Below are 16,493 nucleotides of genomic sequence, written 5' to 3'. Positions count from 1 at the left end.
GCCGGGATGGGCTTGCCTCATCCCTTTTTATCCGCCATTGATCCGGTTCACTATGCACCCACGAGTCCTGCGCCACCGCTCGCCCCTGTTCCGCATCGCCCTGCCCTGGCTGGCGGCGCTGCTGGCGCTGCCCCTCTCTGCCGCCCCTGCCTACATCACCATAGGCACGGGGGCACTCAACGGCGTCTACTACCCGACCGGCGGCGCCATCTGCCGTCTGCTCAACGAAGAGAGCAGCCAGCATGGACTGCACTGCACGGTGCAGAACACCTCGGGCTCCCTCGCCAATCTGGTCGACCTGGCCAAGGGCGACATCCAGCTCGCGCTGGTGCAGTCGGATGTCCTGTACCATGCGGCCCATGGCAGCGGCCCCTTCACGGGCGAGGCGCCAAACGACAAGCTGCGCAGCCTGTTTAGGCTCCATCAGGAGTCGCTGACCCTGCTCGCCAGCGCCACCAGCAACATCACCACCCTGGCCGATATCGAGGGCAAGCGGGTCGATCTCGGTAACCCCGATTCGGGGGATCGCGTCACCAGCCAGGCGCTGCTCGATGCCATGGGCTGGCAGGCGAGCAGCTTCGCGGCGGCACCCGCCGCCTCGGCCAGCAATCCCCTCGAGGGCCTCTGCAACGGCAGCCTGGACGCCGCCTTCGTGGTGGCTGGCCATCCCAATCAGGGGATCGGTGATCTGACCGGCCGCTGCAAGGCTCGCCTCATCCCCATCGAGGGAGAGCAGATCGATCGCCTGCTCAAGAACCACCCCTACTACCAGCGCAGCCGCATCGGGGCCAACCTCTATCCGGGCCAGACCAGCGGCATCAGCACCTTTGCCGTGACCGCCGAGCTGGTGGCGCTGGACAGCCTGCCTCAGGAGGAGGTGCGCACAGTTCGTGATGTGCTGAGCAGCCGCCTCAAGCAGTTCACCCGCCTGCACCCGGCGCTGACCACCCTCACCCCGGAATCCATGCAGAGCGACAACATAGTCCCGCCCCATCCGGGCATGCAGGATGCCCCGGCCCAGGCGCCGCTCCTCGCCCCCGAGTCGCTCAGCCCCTCGGCCGCGGAGGGCACGGCTGCCACCCCGGCCAGCGATGCAGCCCCCTCGCCGGAAGGTTCCCCCGCCCGACCAGAGCAAGGCACCGGTGCCGTACTGCCGGCGGGCTCTGGCGCCGTGGCTACCGACGCCGCGACCCCGGCACTCGAAGGACAGGTGGTGCCCCAGGGCGGCACCGCGATGCCAGGGGCTCCCTCAGCCGCGCCCGAGCAGGAGCTCCTGCTCCCGGCCACACCGGCGACGGAGCCCGATCGGGTGCCGGCCCAGCAGAGCGGCGCCGCCCCCACGGCGCAACCCCAGCCAGCCGCCCAGTGAGCGCCGGCGACGATCAGTAACGAGAGAGGCCACCCCGGGGTGGCCTCTCTCGTTGTCAGCGCCTCTGGCACCGCTTCGTCACTCTCGCGACTTGGCGGCCGAGGTCAGGGATCCCGACGACATCCCGGGGCCCTGGATCTCCTCCTCCACCCAGTGCAGCAACTGCTTGATGGCCCGCGACAGCACCTGATTCTGGCGCACCACATACCCCAGGCTGGTCGCGGGGAAATCGGTCAACCGGGTCACGGGGGCGCTGAGCTTGAGCCGGGGATGCAGGGAGAAGTCCGGCACTATGGCCACCCCGAACCCCGCCTCGGCCCAGTCGAGCTGGGCGTCCACGCTGCCCACCTCCATGATGCGGCAGGGCGGCAGCCCCAGCAGCGGCAGGGAAGGGTCGATCAGCGCCCGGGTGCGGGTGTCATGGCCCAGCAAGATGAGGGTCGGTTCATCCAGGGGATCGCTCTGCCCCGCCCTGTGCCGTGCCTGCCAGCGTGCCAGCCCGTGCCCCAGGGTGCACCAGGTCACCTGCTGCAACTCGGAGTAGGAGAGCGGCTCGCTGCGTTTCTGCGCCATCACGAAGCCGAGATCCGCCCGCCCGGTCTTGACCAGCTCGGCCGCCTGATCCGAGGTGGTGTTGAACAGGGTGAGATCGATGCCCGGGAAGGCCTGCTTGAAGCGCTGGAACGGCTGGATCAGCAGCAATCGCGAGAGGATATCGCTGGCGGCGATGGCCAGGGTGCCCTGGCTCAGCTGGTTGAGGGCATTGAGATCGGATTGGCACAGCTGCAGCTCGGCGATGGCGCGCTCGGCGCTTTGCAGCAACCGCTCGCCGGCCTGGGTGAGGCGAAACGGGCTGCGCTCTATCAGCTTGACCCGGGTGGCCTGCTCCAGGTTCTTGAGGTGCAGGCTGACATTGGGCTGGGTCATGTGCAGTTCGGTGGCGGTCTGGCCGAAGTGCTGCAGGCGAGCCAGGGTGACGAAGGTGTTTAACCAGTGAATATCCAACATGAGGTAACTCTCGCCCACGGCTGGCGCGGGATGGCGCGTCATGGCGGGGGCTTTGCCGATAAATTGGCCATAATTATATGACTTCCTTATCGGAATTATAAAGATAATTAATTTTTCTAATCCACCCCAGGCTCCTAGGATGAACGCCTAACGTCTTAGGAGAAAGAGTCATGTCGTCTATCGTAGTCGTAGGTGCTAACTGGGGTGATGAAGGCAAGGGCCGCATCGTCGATTATCTGGCAGGTGAATCCGCCGCCAGCATCCGCTTCCAGGGCGGCAACAACGCCGGCCACACCGTGGTCAACGATCTCGGCACCTTCAAGCTGCACCAGCTGCCGAGCGGTGTCTTCAACCCGGATTGCCTGGTTGTCCTCGGCCCTGGCATGGTGATCAGCCCCGAGCCCCTGACCAAAGAGCTGGCCGAAGTGAAGGCCGCCGGCGTGACTCCAAAGCTCGCCATCTCCGATCGCGCCACCTTCTGCCTGCCGATCCACGCGCTGGAAGACACCCTGGAAGAAGTGCGTCTGGGTGACGGCGCCTACGGCTCCACCCGTCAGGGCATTGCCCCGGCTTACGGTGATCGGGTCATGAAAAAAGCGATCCTGGTAGGCTGGCTGAAACAGCCGGAAGTGCTGGTCGAGCGCATCCAATTCTTCCTCGACTGGAAACTGCCGCAGCTCAAGGCGCTCTACCCGAGCTTCGAGTTCAGCCAGACCGCCCAGGAAATGGCCGACTGGCTGCTGGAAGTGTCCGCGCCCTGGATCGACGCCGTCTGCAACGTCAGCGAGCCGCTCAAGGCCATCCAGGCCCAGAACGGCACCCTGCTGTTCGAAGCTCAGCTGGGCGCCGGCCGTGACCTGATCTACGGTGAGTACCCCTGGGTGACCTCTTCCCACGTCTCCGGCGCCTACGCCGGTATCGGTGGCGGCCTGCCAGCCCTGCGCCCCGAGCGCGTGATTGCCGTGGCCAAGGCGTTCAGTACCTCTGTGGGTACCGGCACCCTGATCACCGCCATGGAGAACCAGGAAGAGTTCCGCAAGTTCGCCAACGAGTTCGGTGCCACCACCGGCCGTCCCCGTGACATCGGCTACTTCGATGCGGTCGCCACCAAGCAGGGTCTGGAGATCCAGGCCGCCAACGAGATCGCCCTGACCAAGCTGGACTGCCTCTCCGGCATGCCGGATCTGAAGATCTGCGTGGCCTACGAAGGTGCCAACACCGAGAACCCGATCTGGCCGCAGACCGCCGGTCTGAAGCCGGTGTACGAGTCCATGGAAGCCTGGAGCGAAGACATCTCTCACATCCGCAAGTTCGAAGACCTGCCCAAGGCTGCCCAGCACTATGTGCTGCGCATCGAAGCCCTGCTGGGGGTGCCGGTGCCCATGGTTTCCGTCGGCCCGGGCCGTGAGCAGATGATCCTGCGCTAAGCCGCTCGCATCGCTGTCGACAAGGCAGATAAAAACCGGTCTCCATGAGGCCGGTTTTTTTATGGCTGCCGCCCGGCGAACGGGCAGGCCGCCCAGTACCCCCTGCTGCATGGCGCCCCTGTCCGCCTGCGCCATCTGCCCTCACCCAGCCGCCACAGTCGCTCACCCCGTTCCCCTCACCTGCGGCGACGACTCCCCTCCCGCTCAACCCCCGTTTCAGGCAGGAGTTCGGCTGCGCCTTATCCCCCTCTACACACCTGCCCGCCGGTTGTGGCCACACGATAAGTAAATAGTTACTAAAACACCCATCTATGTAACCTCTTGTAACCCGGTGATCCCGCTCACACTCCCTCGCCTGACCCTGTGATGAAGCGCCAAAAAGTGCCGGAAAATTGCTCTACAATGACAATCGCAAACGCTTTCACTAAAAAACAGATAAAAAAACACCTACCTCAACCTACAAATCAGTAATTGGAGCGAGACATGTTTCGTAAAAATTTACTTTCCATCGCCCTGGGCGTCGCCCTGTTCGGACTGGCCGCCTGCAACGGCAATGACTCCAGCGCCACGACCCCGCCCAGCCCGACCCTGGCGAGCCAGTACAAGAATGTGATCGATCGCAGCGGCACCCCGCTCCAGTTCCGAGACTTCGACAGCTACTCCAACCTCAAGTACAACCCGCTGCTCGATCTGGGGGCCTGGCACGGCTTCCTGCTGCCCGCCAGTGAAAACGAATGGGGCGGCTTCACCGGCCCCATGGTGATCGCCGAGGAGTACAGCCTGTTCTTCGCAAGCGAATTGGACAAGCTGACCCTGAGCGACGAGAGCGGCCGCCAGTACCCGCTCACATCCGCCAGCAAGCACGAGCTCTACGCCATCCCGGGGGCGCTGATCCAGCGCTACGAGTTCGATACTTTCGGCCTGGAGCTGGAGCTGCGCTACGGCGATGCCCGTACCGCGCTGATCCGCACGCGGCTGAGCAACCACACAGATGCGCCCCTCACCCTGAGCCTCGACTGGCAGGGCGAGCTGCTCAACCAGTGGGATGCCAAGAAGACCATCGCCGAGCAATACCCGAACTGGACCCGCACCATCAGCCAGAGCGAACAGGGGGTCGAGTTCCAGTTCGGCGAACTGCGCAGCACCTGGAACATCATGCAGAGCGGCAGCGCCAGCTATCGCATCGATCGCACCCTGGCCAGCCGCACCACCCTGGACGAGAAGACCCTCGGCTACCGCAGCGAGGCCAGCCTCACCCTGGCCGCCAAGGGCAGCGAGGACGTCTACACCCTGCAGAGCTATGTCCACTCCAGCGATGAGGCGAGCCACTACCAGCAGAGCCGCCAGGCCCTGCTGGCCAATCCGGCCGACTACTTCGATGCCTCCATCCGCCGCTGGGAGGGCTACCTCGAGCGCGGCCTCTCCAACCAGGGCATCGCCGAGTCGGAGCGTCGCATCGCGGTCAAGGCGATGGAGACTCTCAACGGCAACTGGCGCTCCCCGGCCGGCGCCATACTGCACGACGGGGTGACCCCCTCCAACACCGCCCGCTGGTTCGACGGTGTCTGGGCCTGGGACAGCTGGAAGCACGCCTACGCCATGGCCCACTTCAACCCAGAGGTGGCCCAGAACAACGTGCGCGCCATGTATGACTATCAGGTCCAGCCGGACGATCCGGTGCGGCCACAGGACGCGGGCATGGTGATCGACGCCGTCTTCTACAACAAGCTCTCCGATCGGGGCGGCGACGGCGGCAACTGGAACGAGCGCGACACCAAGCCGCCGCTCTCCGCCTGGGCCATCTGGGAGATCTACAGCGCGACCCAGGACAAGGCCTTCATCGCCGAGATGTATCCGAAGATCCAGGCCTATCACGACTGGTGGTACCGCGCGCGGGACAACAACCACAACGGCATCATCGAATACGGCGCCACCAAGCACGTCGAGCACAATGACGAGTTCGGCAACATCACCTTCAAGGTGCAGTACGCCAACAGCGTGCCCGCCGGGCTGGATCTCTCGAGCTGCACCAATGAGGGAGATGGCTGGTACGCCTGCGCCGGCATGCCGCTCTATCAGCAGGTGCTGAGCGTCGGCGGTTACAGCGAGATGGACATAGGTGCCCAGCATGGCGCCGGCTGGGAGTCCGGCATGGACAACGCCGCCCGCTTCGGCTTCATCGAGCAAGACCAACTGCAGCGCTATGCCGACAAAACCTATGGCGGCGACCTCGCCAAGGCCCGCCAGGACTGGAACGTCGCCTTCTTCGAGAACCACGAAGACGACGGCAGCCTCATCGGCTTCTCCATCGATCAGGAGTCGGTGGAGCTCAACGCCTTCCTCGCCAAGGAGAAGCGCATCCTGGCGGACATGGCCGAGCTGCTCGGCAAGCCGGACGAGGCGAGCCGCTACCGCGAGGGGGCAAGCCAGCTCTCCGGCTACATCAACGGCTGTCTGTTCGATGAGGCCTCCGGCTTCTATTACGATCGCCAGATCGCCCAAGGAGATGTGGCGGACGCCAACGGCTGCGTCGGCAAGCTGCTGACCGCCCGTGGCCGTGGGCCGGAAGGCTGGAGCCCGCTCTGGGCGGAGGTCGCCGACAAGGAGAAGGCCGCCCGGGTGCGCGAGGTGATGCTCAACGCCCAAGAGTTCAACACCAAGGTGCCGCTCGGCACGGCGGCGCTGACCAACCCGGCCTATGACCCCAACATCTACTGGCGCGGCCGGGTCTGGCTGGATCAGTTCTACTTCGGGGTGAAGGGGCTGGAGAACTACGGCTATCGCGACGATGCCCAGATGCTGGTCAACAAGCTGTTCAGCAACGCCGAAGGGCTGGCGGGCAGCGGCCCCATCCGCGAGAACTACAACCCGGAGACCGGCGCCATGCAGGGGGCCAGCAACTTCAGCTGGAGCTCGGCCCACCTCTATATGCTCTATCGCAACTTCCTGAGAAAAGAGGGCTGATCCCGGTCGGGACCAGCGCCAACAAAAAGGCCTCCATCATGGAGGCCTTTTTTTATCGGGACGCGGGGGGTCACCGCTTACTTGACAGTCACCCGGGCAAACTTGCGCTTGCCGACCTGATAGACGGCGGTGCCGGCACCGACCAGCGCCTTGCCATCGTCCAGCTTCTCGCCATCAACCTTGACCGCGCCCTGCTTGATCATGCGCAGCGCCTCCGAGGTGGTGGCCACCAGATCGGCGTCTTTGAGCAGGTTGGCGATGGGCAGGCCTTCCCCTTCCAATGCCAGCTCCACTTCTGGCATCTCGTCCGGGATGGCGTTCTTGGAGAAACGCTGGGTGAAGTCTTCGTGGGCCGCCTCGGCCGCCGCCTCATCGTGGTAGCGGGTGATGATCTCCTTGGCCAGCCAGATCTTCACGTCGCGCGGGTTCAGGGTGCCGGCGGCAATGCCGGCCTTGAAGCCCTCGATGTCCGCCAACGGGCGGGAGGAGAGCAGCTCGTAGTAGTTCCACATCAGATCGTCGGTGATGGACATGATCTTGCCGAACATCTCCCCCGGGGCATCGTGCACGCCTATGTAGTTGGCGGCAGATTTGGACATCTTCTTGACGCCGTCAAGACCCACCAGCAGCGGCATCATCAGCACGCACTGGGCGGCCATGCCGGCATCTTTTTGCAGCTCGCGGCCCATCAGCAGGTTGAACTTCTGATCGGTACCGCCGAGCTCCACATCCGCCTTCAGCGCGACCGAGTCATAGCCTTGCAGCAGCGGGTAGAGGAATTCGTGAATGGCGATGGACTGGCCGCCGGTGTAGCGCTTCTTGAAGTCGTCGCGCTCCATCATGCGGGCCACGGTCTGCTTGGCCGCCAGCTTGATCATGCCGGTCGCGCCCAGCTCACCCAGCCAAGTGGAGTTGTACTCGATGCGGGTCTTGGCGGGATCCAAAATCTTGAACGCCTGCTCGGCATAGGTGAGGGCGTTGTGCTTGATCGCGTCTTCGGAGAGCGGCGGACGGGTGCTGTTCTTGCCGGACGGATCACCCACCATGGCGGTGAAGTCGCCGATCAGCAGGATGATCTCGTGGCCCAGGTCCTGGAAGGTCTTCAGCTTGTTGAGGATCACGGTGTGACCGAGGTGAATGTCGGGAGCCGTCGGGTCCATGCCCAGCTTGATACGCAGCGGGCGTCCTTCCTTCAACTTGGCGACAAGTTCTTCTTCCACCAGAATTTCTTCCGCTCCGCGCTTGATCTCGGCTAGCGCCACCTCGAGCTGGGACATTTTTTGACTCTCCAATCACGATTCCACAGGGCCAAACATCTTACTGGAATGGCGGGCCAATTGGAAAGGCTGTAAAATCCGACCTTCTTTTCTGCTCAACTTCGTCCGCCTCAATGATTATTTGGAACGCCTTCAACTCTCTTCCCACCTGGCACCGCAAGATGGTGCTGATCCTGAGCATCATGGTGATGATGCTGGCGGCCTGGCCGAGCGAACAGGCGGTGGCCACCCGGGTCAACGGTGACGAGCAACTCGCCGATGCCTCACCCCTCGATGAGGGTGAGGCACAGCCGCAGGCGCTGGCCGAGCGGCGTGCCAAGCCGAGCTACATCACCAAGCAGGTGAAGGTGCGCGCCGGCGACAACATGCAGGTCATCTTCCAGCGCCTCGGCCTCAGCGCCGGCGATCTCTACCTCATCGCCCAGCTCGATGCGACCAACCCCTTGCGCGCCCTGCAACCCGGTCAGGAGCTCACCTTCAAGCTCACCAGGAACGGCGATCTGCACAGCCTCTACTATCCCCACAGCCTGGAGCAGGCGCTCAAGGTCAGCCGCAAGGCCGAAGGCTTCGTCGCCAGAGCGGTCAAGCTGGAGCTCGATACCCGCGAGCAGGTCGCCAGGGGCGAGATCCGCTCCAGCTTCTGGGGGGCCGCCGTCGAGGCGGGCATGAACGAGGATCAGATCATGGACTTGGCCGCCATCTTCGGCTGGGACATCGACTTCGCCCAGGATCTGCAACCGGGGGACAGCTTCCGGGTGGTCTATCAGGAGAAATATCAAGACGATGAGCGGGTCGCCTCCGGCGATATCCTGGCAGCCGAGTTCGTCAACCAGGGCGCCGCCTACCGCGCCGTGCTGAACGAGGATGGCAACTACTACACGCCGGAAGGCAAGGCGATGCGCAAGAGCTTCCTGCGCGCGCCGGTCAACTTCAAATACATCAGCTCCAACTTCAATCCGCGCCGCCTGCACCCGGTCACCGGCAAGATCCGCCCCCACAACGGCATCGACTATGTGGCGCCGGTGGGCACCCCCATCATGGCGGCGGGCTCCGGCAGCGTGGTGGCGGCCGGTTACAACCAGTTCAACGGCAACTATGTGTTCATCAAGCATGCCGGCAACTATGTGACCAAGTACCTGCACCTCTCAAAACGCACCGTCAACAAGGGGCAGCGGGTGAAGCAGGGGCAGACCATCGGCAATCTGGGGGGCACAGGCCGGGTCACAGGCCCGCACCTGCACTATGAATTCGTGGTGGGCGGCGTGCACAAGAACCCGCGCACCCTCAGCCTGCCCCAGGCCGAGACGCTCACCGGGCGGGAGCTGGCCAGCTTCAAGACCCAGGCCATGCCCCAGCTGGCGAAACTCGGCAGCCCCGAGCTGCAGCTGGCCCAGAACAAGCGGGATAATGGCGGCAGCTGACGCGTTGGCAACCCATCCACCGCACGGGTTCGCACCCGGTGACGGCTTGAATGCAGAGAGATCATAAGGAGAGGCCATGAGTGAGCGCTATATCGGATTGATGTCAGGCACCAGCATGGATGGCATAGATGCTGTGCTGATCGCGCTCGACGGCGAGACGCTGCGGGTCGAGGCGGCGCTCTGCCACCCCTGGCCGGCTGAGACCGCCCGCGAGCTGCATGCCCTCTGCACCCCGGGCGACAACGAGATAGACCGCATGGGGGTGGCCGACAATCGGGTGGCGCGGGAATTTGCCGCCGCGACCCACGCCTTGCTTGCCAAGGCGGGACTTGAGCCCGGGGAGATCCGCGCCATCGGCTCCCACGGCCAGACCATACGCCACCGCCCCCAGCTCGGCTTCACCCTGCAAATCGGCAACGCCGCCCTGCTGGCCGCCTCGACCGGCATCGACGTCATCGCCGACTTTCGCACCCTGGATATGGCCCTCGGCGGCCAGGGGGCGCCCCTGGTGCCCGCCTTCCATCAGGCCATCTTCGCCAGCCCCGGCGCCCTGCGGGTGGTGCTGAACCTCGGCGGCATCGCCAACATCTCCGTGTTGCCTGGTAATCCGGACGGCGACGGCAACGCTCAGGTATATGGCTTCGATACCGGCCCCGCCAACACCCTGCTCGACGGCTGGTATCGCCGCCATCACCCGCAAGGCGGCGACTACGATGCGAATGGCCGCTGGGCCGCCAGCGGCCGGTTGCTCCCGGCGCTGCTCGAAAAACTGCTGGCTCATCCCTACTTCGCCGCCCCCGCCCCCAAGAGCACGGGGCGGGAGATGTTTACCCTCGACTGGCTCGACGGCAAGCTGGCAGGCACGGCATACGCCCCCGTGGATGTGCAGCGCACCCTGCAGGCGCTGAGCTGCCACAGCATAGCCCGCCAGCTGCCTGCGGTGGATGAGACACAAACCAGGCCAGAGCTGTTCGTCTGCGGCGGCGGTGCCCATAACGGCCCGCTGCTGGCGGAACTCGCAACCCTGTTGCCCCGCTGGCGCCTGGCCAGCACCGCCGAGCTGGGGCTGGCCCCCGACTGGGTGGAGGGAGCCGCCTTCGCTTGGCTCGCGATGCGCTTCATCCAGCGTCAACCGGGCAACCTGCCCGCCGTCACCGGCGCCAGCCGCCCGGCGATCCTGGGCGCCCTCTATCCCGCCGGATAAGGGCGCTTGCCGGTCGGGAATCAGCCTCAGGTGCTAGCGCTTGAGGCTGATTCAGAGCACAGATTCAAACCTCCCGCCTCTCGTGCACCTGCCTGCGTCTGACGATGGTCAGGCGGGCACAGGACCATCTCGCTTCCCTTCACGCCACTCTTCAAATCACTCCTCACAGTACGGCTGCAATTTCATGGCATATATTTCTGGTGCTTTGGCAAGCAAGAACTGACCAGGATCCGTGCGCAAGGCGCCCTTCACAGGGTGCCGTAATGAATCACTCATGCAGATATATTGAATTATATTCCCGCCACATCTTTATTAACTCATCCATTAGCTTCGGCTAGCATATTTTAAAGCGCCGAGATAGATCTCCGAAAAGCCTAAAAGCGCATATCCATGCACAATAAATTTGATTAACTGCAAGCTGGTGCATGTTATTAACGCTTTATTCACAGTATTGGCCAGCCCTCACAAAGGTAAGAACCCTTAGCCCGCGGGCTTGCCCACGGTAAAAGAGCGACACCTTTCACGCTAAGAGCCTATGCAGCATGAATTGAATAGCAAAATAGCGATATTTCAGTCCATTGAGCCATCTCATATAAATGAGATCCCGGTTTGCATCCCACCGGAATCCACTCATAGAATCGCTGCGTCTGAAATAATCAACCCAATCTCTGCCTCCCTTATCCAACCCCTCTTGCGAGTGGCTTGAAAATAATAATTGGGAAGCTGGATCCCGCTCCCTGCGGCATACCCGATGCCCAGAACCCGAAGCGACGACTTTGACGCTACCGGGGTCAGCGAGGAGCGCGATCAGAGAGGGGCAAACTGTACTTTGCATTAACGAGGAGTATCGATATGAGTGGCACTATCATCAAGGCTGCAAGAAATACTGAACAGGCCCCCCAGCATTTAGGCCCATATACTCAAACTGTGGCGTTCTCCCATTACAATAATATTTCCGCCCAACTACCTGTCGATCCCAAAACAGGCAAAATGATCGCGGGCGATGTCAAGGTGCAGGCCAAACAGTGCCTGAATAACATCAAGGCCATCGTCGAAAGCATCGGCCATGTGATGGACGATGTGGTGAAAGTCACCATCTTCCTGAAAGACATGGCGGATCTGGAGGCGGTCAACGCGGTTTATCGCGAATTCTTCCCGCACTATGTGCCGACCCGCACCACCCTGGCGGTGGCCGCCCTGCCGATGGATGCCCAGGTCCAAATCGAAGCCATCATCTCCAATGGCGAAGGCACCTTCCCGCAGGCACCCTGCGCCCTCATCAAGCTGGCCCGCAATAGCGACAAGGCGCCGCAAGACCCGCTCTCGACCCATACCGTCGCCTTCTCTCACTACAACAATATCGGCGCACAACTGCCGATCGAGGCGGCGTCGGGCAAGTTGGTCGCCGGTGGCATCCAGGAGCAGGCGGCTCAGTGCCTGAAAAATATCAAGGCCATCCTGGAAAGCATCGACGTGCCGTTTGACGACATCGTCAAGGTGAATGTCTACCTGAAAAACCTCGCCGATATGGACGCCGTCAACGCCGTCTATACCACCTTCTTCCCGGACTCGGCCATCGCCCGCGCCGTCGCCTATGTGCCGGCCCGCTCCGTGATTTGCGCCTCTGCCCTGCCCATGGATGCCCTGGTGCAGATGGATGCGGTGATCTCCCACGGTGACGGCACGCCGCCGCAACTGGTGGAAGACAGACACAATCTGGTGATCCGGGCCAGCAACACGGACAAGGCACCTAAGAGTCCGCTGCATTCACAGACCGTCGCCTTCTCCCACTACAACCATATTGCCGGCCAACTGCCGCTGGATGTTGCCACTGGCAAGATCCTGGCCGGTTGTGTCAAGGAGCAGACCGCCCAGTGCCTGAGCAATATCAAGGCGATTGTGGAGAGCATCAGCCATGTGATGGACGATATCGTCAAGATCAATATCCAGCTGAAACACATCGAGGATCTGGAGGCGGTCAACGCCATCTATACCCAATACTTCCCGGACTATCTGCCAGCCCGCACCGTCATTGGCGTTAGCGAACTGCCCGCCGGTGCCCTGGTGCAGATCGATGCCGTAGTCTCCAATGCGGAGAGTACCCCGCCGCAGGCATAAGGTATTGTTCTAACGAAAAAACACCGGCTGAGGCCGGTGTCTTTTTATGCATGAAATATCAGAGGATCTGACCCGAACATGGGAGCCCACTCAGACCAGTGCCGCCCCGGGGCGCACTGGTTCACTGCTTGCTGGCGGGCGGCCAGCTCGCCCGGTGTCCATACCCTATGACGGCCTGGTCAGCCGCTGGTTGAACAGCTTGAAGGTGGCTCTGGCGATCAGATCATGCTCGATGAGGTAAATGCACAGCATCTCTATGGTGCCGGCCCCCTCCGGGAAGTTGCGCCTGACCCGCTCGTGGTCGATGACGACATTATCGTCGCTGTGGCGGGACAGCAGCTCGGCATAGAGATCCGGCTCCATGAAGCGCGAGGCGATATTGGCCCGCATATGGGCTTTATCCCGTGCGATGAGTTCCCCCTCGATGGAATACTGGGCCGCCCCCTCTGAATAGGTCGCCAGCCAGGCTGCCATATCCTTCCTGTTATAGGCATCCAGCTGCCTCTGAACTATCGCTTCGCAAGCATTCATCTTTCCAATCCATTAGAAATCCGTGAGCGGAATACTATACAGCCTGCTGTTTCGCGGGCACCCTGCGTCAGCTTATAGTGCGTTTAAGCTCAATTTCCCGCTCTTTAAACACCGCATAATCGCTGGACGATCGACTCTTGGCGGCGGTAATCCATTGCACCCCGGTTTCATCCCCATGCTTGAACTCCAGTCTGAACTCATATTTGGCGCTCGCAGCCAGCGCCATGATGGCGCCCACCACAAACCCCATCGCGGGGAGCAGCAGGGTAACGCCCTTCCCCTGCTCTTCCGTCGGTATAAAGACAAACAAAATGCTCGATGTGATCACCCCAAGCAGAACCATATTCAGCAAGTGATTTTTCCAGCTGAGCACTCTCACTTGCACATCAGCAATTTTATCCAGCTCATAGCTGTCGGCATTCACCTGCAATTTTCCAGTCGATGGTTGAATGGATATAGAACAAGGCATTGGCACCCTCCGTTGTATTAATAATCTTATTTATCAGCTGATATTTTTATAATTAGCATGCCCTGCATCGACACCGGCCGGCACAGGGAGGCGCCATCGCCGAATGACCGCCTGGCAGGCAGTTACTATCCAGACGAGTCGCAGACTGGGTATGGTACCGGATGACACCAAATAGCAAAGCTAATTGAAGAGAAAAAGCGAGGCGGCGCAACTTATTATCCTGGGGAGCCCGGACTCGAGGCTCGCTCGTCGGTTCCCCCTTGCCAACCAATCAACGCCGCCCATCAAAAAGCGCCTCCCGGGGGAGGCGCCTTGCAATGCAGGATCATCAGGAGTGGCCGGGCTCTGCCGCCTAGAACGCACTCCTGAACAGCCGGATGGCCTGGCGCCGCACCGGGGCACAGAGCGGGGGCTTGGGCGGCACCAGGTTGATCTGGCCACGGCCGGTGCGGGTCTCGCCGCGCAACAGGATCTGGATGTAGTGAGGATCCTGTCGATGGATGAACCGGGACGCCTGATAAGCCCAAGGCTTGGGGATCCCCCAGAGGGTGCTGGCGAGGGCCCCGACGATGCAGAAGAAGGCGGGCTCCCGCAGCCCCATCCTCACCCCGTTTTCCAGCGCCTCCTTGAACGAGTGGGAGTGGGCGATGCAGGTCATGACATTGACCATGAAGGCCACATAGTCATCATGACCTCCGGCTCCGACTCTGGCCCTCAACTCGGCCTCTGGCCGATAGCCAAACTGGTGGCCGATGTTTTCCAGCACCGCATTGCGCTGGCGAATGACCCTGGCATAGAACATCAGCATCGCGGTGCAGTCGAGCACCTGGCAGAGCACATCATGGTGAGGGTGTGTCTTGCTGGGGCGAGGCGCCGTCAACAGCGCCATCTCCTCCGAGATGGCGAGCAGGCCGATCGGCACCGCCGTGCTTATAAACGAGAGATCCACCGACAGCTCAAGATCCTGGTCGCTCTCCAGTTGGGCGATGACGACATGCTCGGCAAACAGACGGCGCTGCCGGTCGATGAGCGCGCCATAGACCAGGTCTCTGAACTTCTTCTGCGGATAGGGGGTATCGAGCAGGGTCTCCATCGTCATGATGGCGGCCGAGACCCGGCCACGCAGCTGGTAATCGGGAGGGAGCGGGAAATGCTTCCCCAGCCGGGGAGGAGGCCGGAGTGAACCGGATCGACAATACATATCACCCAATACAAAACCCAACATAGTTCCTCCGCTTTCAGATAGTGATGATCACCCTGCGATCGCCGATCGTTACCTCCAGAAGAACATCAAACGGTATGCACTTATTGTCCTCATGACATCAAACCGCCGGTCTCCCTGGCAACACCACCATCATAGAAGGAATCATTTATTTTAACCGCACGCCACCTCCCACTTACGACATTAAAAACATATTTAATAGTAATGATTACCATCGAAACAAACTGAATATTCAGACTATTTTAATATTGGCTCAAGCCACGTATCACTGTGTTTTTTTCGGTTATACAAAAAGCCTGTTCCCACCAACATAATAATGAACAAGGGATGAATAAATAAGGCAATCAGAGAACAGAGCAATACCACCTTCCAAGTGACCTTTCGCTTTTTCTGGGCAAGGAGTTGCTGCGTTTGCTCTGCGGCCCTGGCGCGCTGATTCAAACCAGTCAACTCATCCCACTCATGGTCCCCGTTGGCATGACGTTTTGCCAAGGTTGCAACCCTGCCCCGAAAGTGGTGAATGGTGAAGCGATGTGTGCCCCGGCCAGTGCCAGCCTCGGCACCTGTCGTCTTGTAATACTCCAGCTTGAGCAACGCATTGGCACCCAATCCCCGAGCATGTTCAATAGCCTGTCGCCTGGCCTCATTCGGTGACTCTCTGGAGGCACCATGTACGATCCAGTCACCCAGCTCGACAATGTCCCAACCCCTCACGCTCTCCGAGCCCGAGGTCATAAATTCATCCGGGGTGATATAACCCGGGGCCTCAGTAGGATGAAGCAATGAGCAGTGGGTCGCCTTATATCCCTTGGGCGTCGCCTGCTGTTCGAATGTGACCATGGCCTCTTCCGCCAGCAGGGCTATTTGTGCGTCATTCTTGAAGCTGCTGTCATGAAAGAAATAATCTTTGCCATCCTTGCCCTTGATAAAGCCATAGCGCTTTTCTGGCAAATAACTGGTTATTGTTCCCTGCATTAATGTGTGACCACCGCTGCAATTAAATAAGAGAATAACGTTCCAGACCGCACATCCTGGGCAACTGCTCGGCAGCCACGTCAATGACGAGATCGGAACACAGGACCTCATAGTGCATGAAAGAACCGGGTATAGTCAGCCGTGGCAAAGGTGTCACTGGCCACAAAGTCCAGAAAGGGCGAGCAGAGGATCGTTTCCCAAATCTGCCATTCGGCCATCACAAGGAACAGACTGCCCAGTGCCTCGGTCATATCAAGGCGATTGTGGAGAGCATCAGCCATATGATGGACGATATCGTCAAGGTCAATATCCAGGTCGCCAATATCGCGGATCTGGCGGAGGTGGATGCCATCTATACCCGCTATTTCCCGAGCTATCTGCCCGCCCGCACCGTATTTGGGGTGAGCGAACTGCCCGCCGGTGCCCTGATGCAGATGGATGCGGTACTCTCCAATGCGGAAAGCACCCCACCTCTGGTTTAAGGCATTTCTCTAGCAATAAAAAGACA

At 61.2% G+C, this 16,493-nt stretch carries 13 protein-coding genes and 1 pseudogene; 7 read left to right on the top strand and 7 right to left on the bottom strand.

Going from position 1 to position 16,493, the window contains the following annotated elements:
* Positions 1-52: 52 nt before the first annotated feature.
* Positions 53-1,369, top strand: a complete 1,317-nt coding sequence (locus EL255_RS05970) for a TAXI family TRAP transporter solute-binding subunit (protein WP_042652633.1) — start codon at positions 53-55, stop codon at positions 1,367-1,369.
* A gap of 78 nt (positions 1,370-1,447) precedes the next feature.
* On the opposite strand, the gene EL255_RS05965 is transcribed toward EL255_RS05970, so the two are convergent.
* The gene (locus EL255_RS05965; protein WP_042652634.1) at positions 1,448-2,377 is read right to left on the bottom strand and encodes a LysR family transcriptional regulator; all 930 of its coding nucleotides are present in this window, start codon (positions 2,375-2,377) and stop codon (positions 1,448-1,450) included.
* A gap of 170 nt (positions 2,378-2,547) precedes the next feature.
* Here EL255_RS05965 and EL255_RS05960 point away from each other — a divergent pair, with 170 nt between their 5' ends.
* On the top strand, positions 2,548-3,804 hold the full coding sequence (locus EL255_RS05960; RefSeq protein WP_042652635.1) for an adenylosuccinate synthetase: 1,257 nt from the start codon (positions 2,548-2,550) through the stop codon (positions 3,802-3,804).
* A 483-nt stretch (positions 3,805-4,287) separates the two neighbouring features.
* Positions 4,288-6,768, top strand: coding sequence for an alpha-glucosidase (ygjK, locus tag EL255_RS05955; protein WP_042652636.1), 2,481 nt, complete (start codon positions 4,288-4,290; stop codon positions 6,766-6,768).
* Positions 6,769-6,845: 77 nt separating this feature from the next.
* On the opposite strand, the gene tyrS is transcribed toward ygjK, so the two are convergent.
* Entirely contained in the window at positions 6,846-8,045 is a 1,200-nt protein-coding gene (gene tyrS / locus EL255_RS05950) for a tyrosine--tRNA ligase (protein WP_042652637.1), read from the bottom strand.
* Between the two features lie 113 nt (positions 8,046-8,158).
* Between tyrS and EL255_RS05945 the strand changes: the two genes are divergently transcribed.
* From EL255_RS05945 to EL255_RS05935, 3 genes are all read left to right on the top strand, one after another.
* Positions 8,159-9,466: a peptidoglycan DD-metalloendopeptidase family protein gene (locus EL255_RS05945; protein ID WP_042652638.1), complete on the top strand. Its 1,308-nt coding sequence runs from the start codon at positions 8,159-8,161 to the stop codon at positions 9,464-9,466.
* A 76-nt stretch (positions 9,467-9,542) separates the two neighbouring features.
* A complete protein-coding gene (locus EL255_RS05940; RefSeq protein ID WP_042652639.1) occupies positions 9,543-10,670 on the top strand; it encodes an anhydro-N-acetylmuramic acid kinase in 1,128 nt (375 codons plus the stop codon).
* Positions 10,671-11,522: 852 nt separating this feature from the next.
* Positions 11,523-12,788 (top strand): RidA family protein, encoded by a 1,266-nt coding sequence (locus tag EL255_RS05935; RefSeq protein ID WP_042652640.1) that lies wholly within the window; start codon positions 11,523-11,525, stop codon positions 12,786-12,788.
* 165 nt (positions 12,789-12,953) lie between these two features.
* Here the strand turns inward: EL255_RS05935 and EL255_RS05930 are convergent, their stop codons facing one another.
* From EL255_RS05930 to EL255_RS21305, 5 genes are all read right to left on the bottom strand, one after another.
* A complete protein-coding gene (locus tag EL255_RS05930) occupies positions 12,954-13,262 on the bottom strand; it encodes a nuclear transport factor 2 family protein (protein ID WP_197720914.1) in 309 nt (102 codons plus the stop codon).
* Positions 13,263-13,386: 124 nt separating this feature from the next.
* A complete protein-coding gene (locus EL255_RS05925) occupies positions 13,387-13,743 on the bottom strand; it encodes a DUF6232 family protein (RefSeq protein ID WP_232018909.1) in 357 nt (118 codons plus the stop codon).
* A gap of 397 nt (positions 13,744-14,140) precedes the next feature.
* The gene (locus EL255_RS05920) at positions 14,141-14,887 is read right to left on the bottom strand and encodes a hypothetical protein (protein ID WP_232018908.1); all 747 of its coding nucleotides are present in this window, start codon (positions 14,885-14,887) and stop codon (positions 14,141-14,143) included.
* A gap of 360 nt (positions 14,888-15,247) precedes the next feature.
* Positions 15,248-15,985, bottom strand: coding sequence for a cold-shock protein (locus EL255_RS05915; RefSeq protein ID WP_170175993.1), 738 nt, complete (start codon positions 15,983-15,985; stop codon positions 15,248-15,250).
* A gap of 107 nt (positions 15,986-16,092) precedes the next feature.
* On the bottom strand, positions 16,093-16,266 hold the full coding sequence (locus EL255_RS21305; protein WP_170175985.1) for a hypothetical protein: 174 nt from the start codon (positions 16,264-16,266) through the stop codon (positions 16,093-16,095).
* Here EL255_RS21305 and EL255_RS05910 point away from each other — a divergent pair.
* Positions 16,207-16,467: pseudogene (locus EL255_RS05910) on the top strand (RidA family protein); the annotation flags it as partial. The gene EL255_RS21305 and the pseudogene EL255_RS05910 sit on opposite strands and share 60 nt — an antisense overlap.
* Positions 16,468-16,493 lie beyond the last annotated feature (26 nt).

Source organism: Aeromonas encheleia, from assembly GCF_900637545.1.
Classification (GTDB): Bacteria; Pseudomonadota; Gammaproteobacteria; order Enterobacterales; family Aeromonadaceae; genus Aeromonas; species Aeromonas encheleia.
Note: the sequence above shows the minus strand (reverse complement) of the source record. Positions and strands in the feature narration are given on the sequence as shown.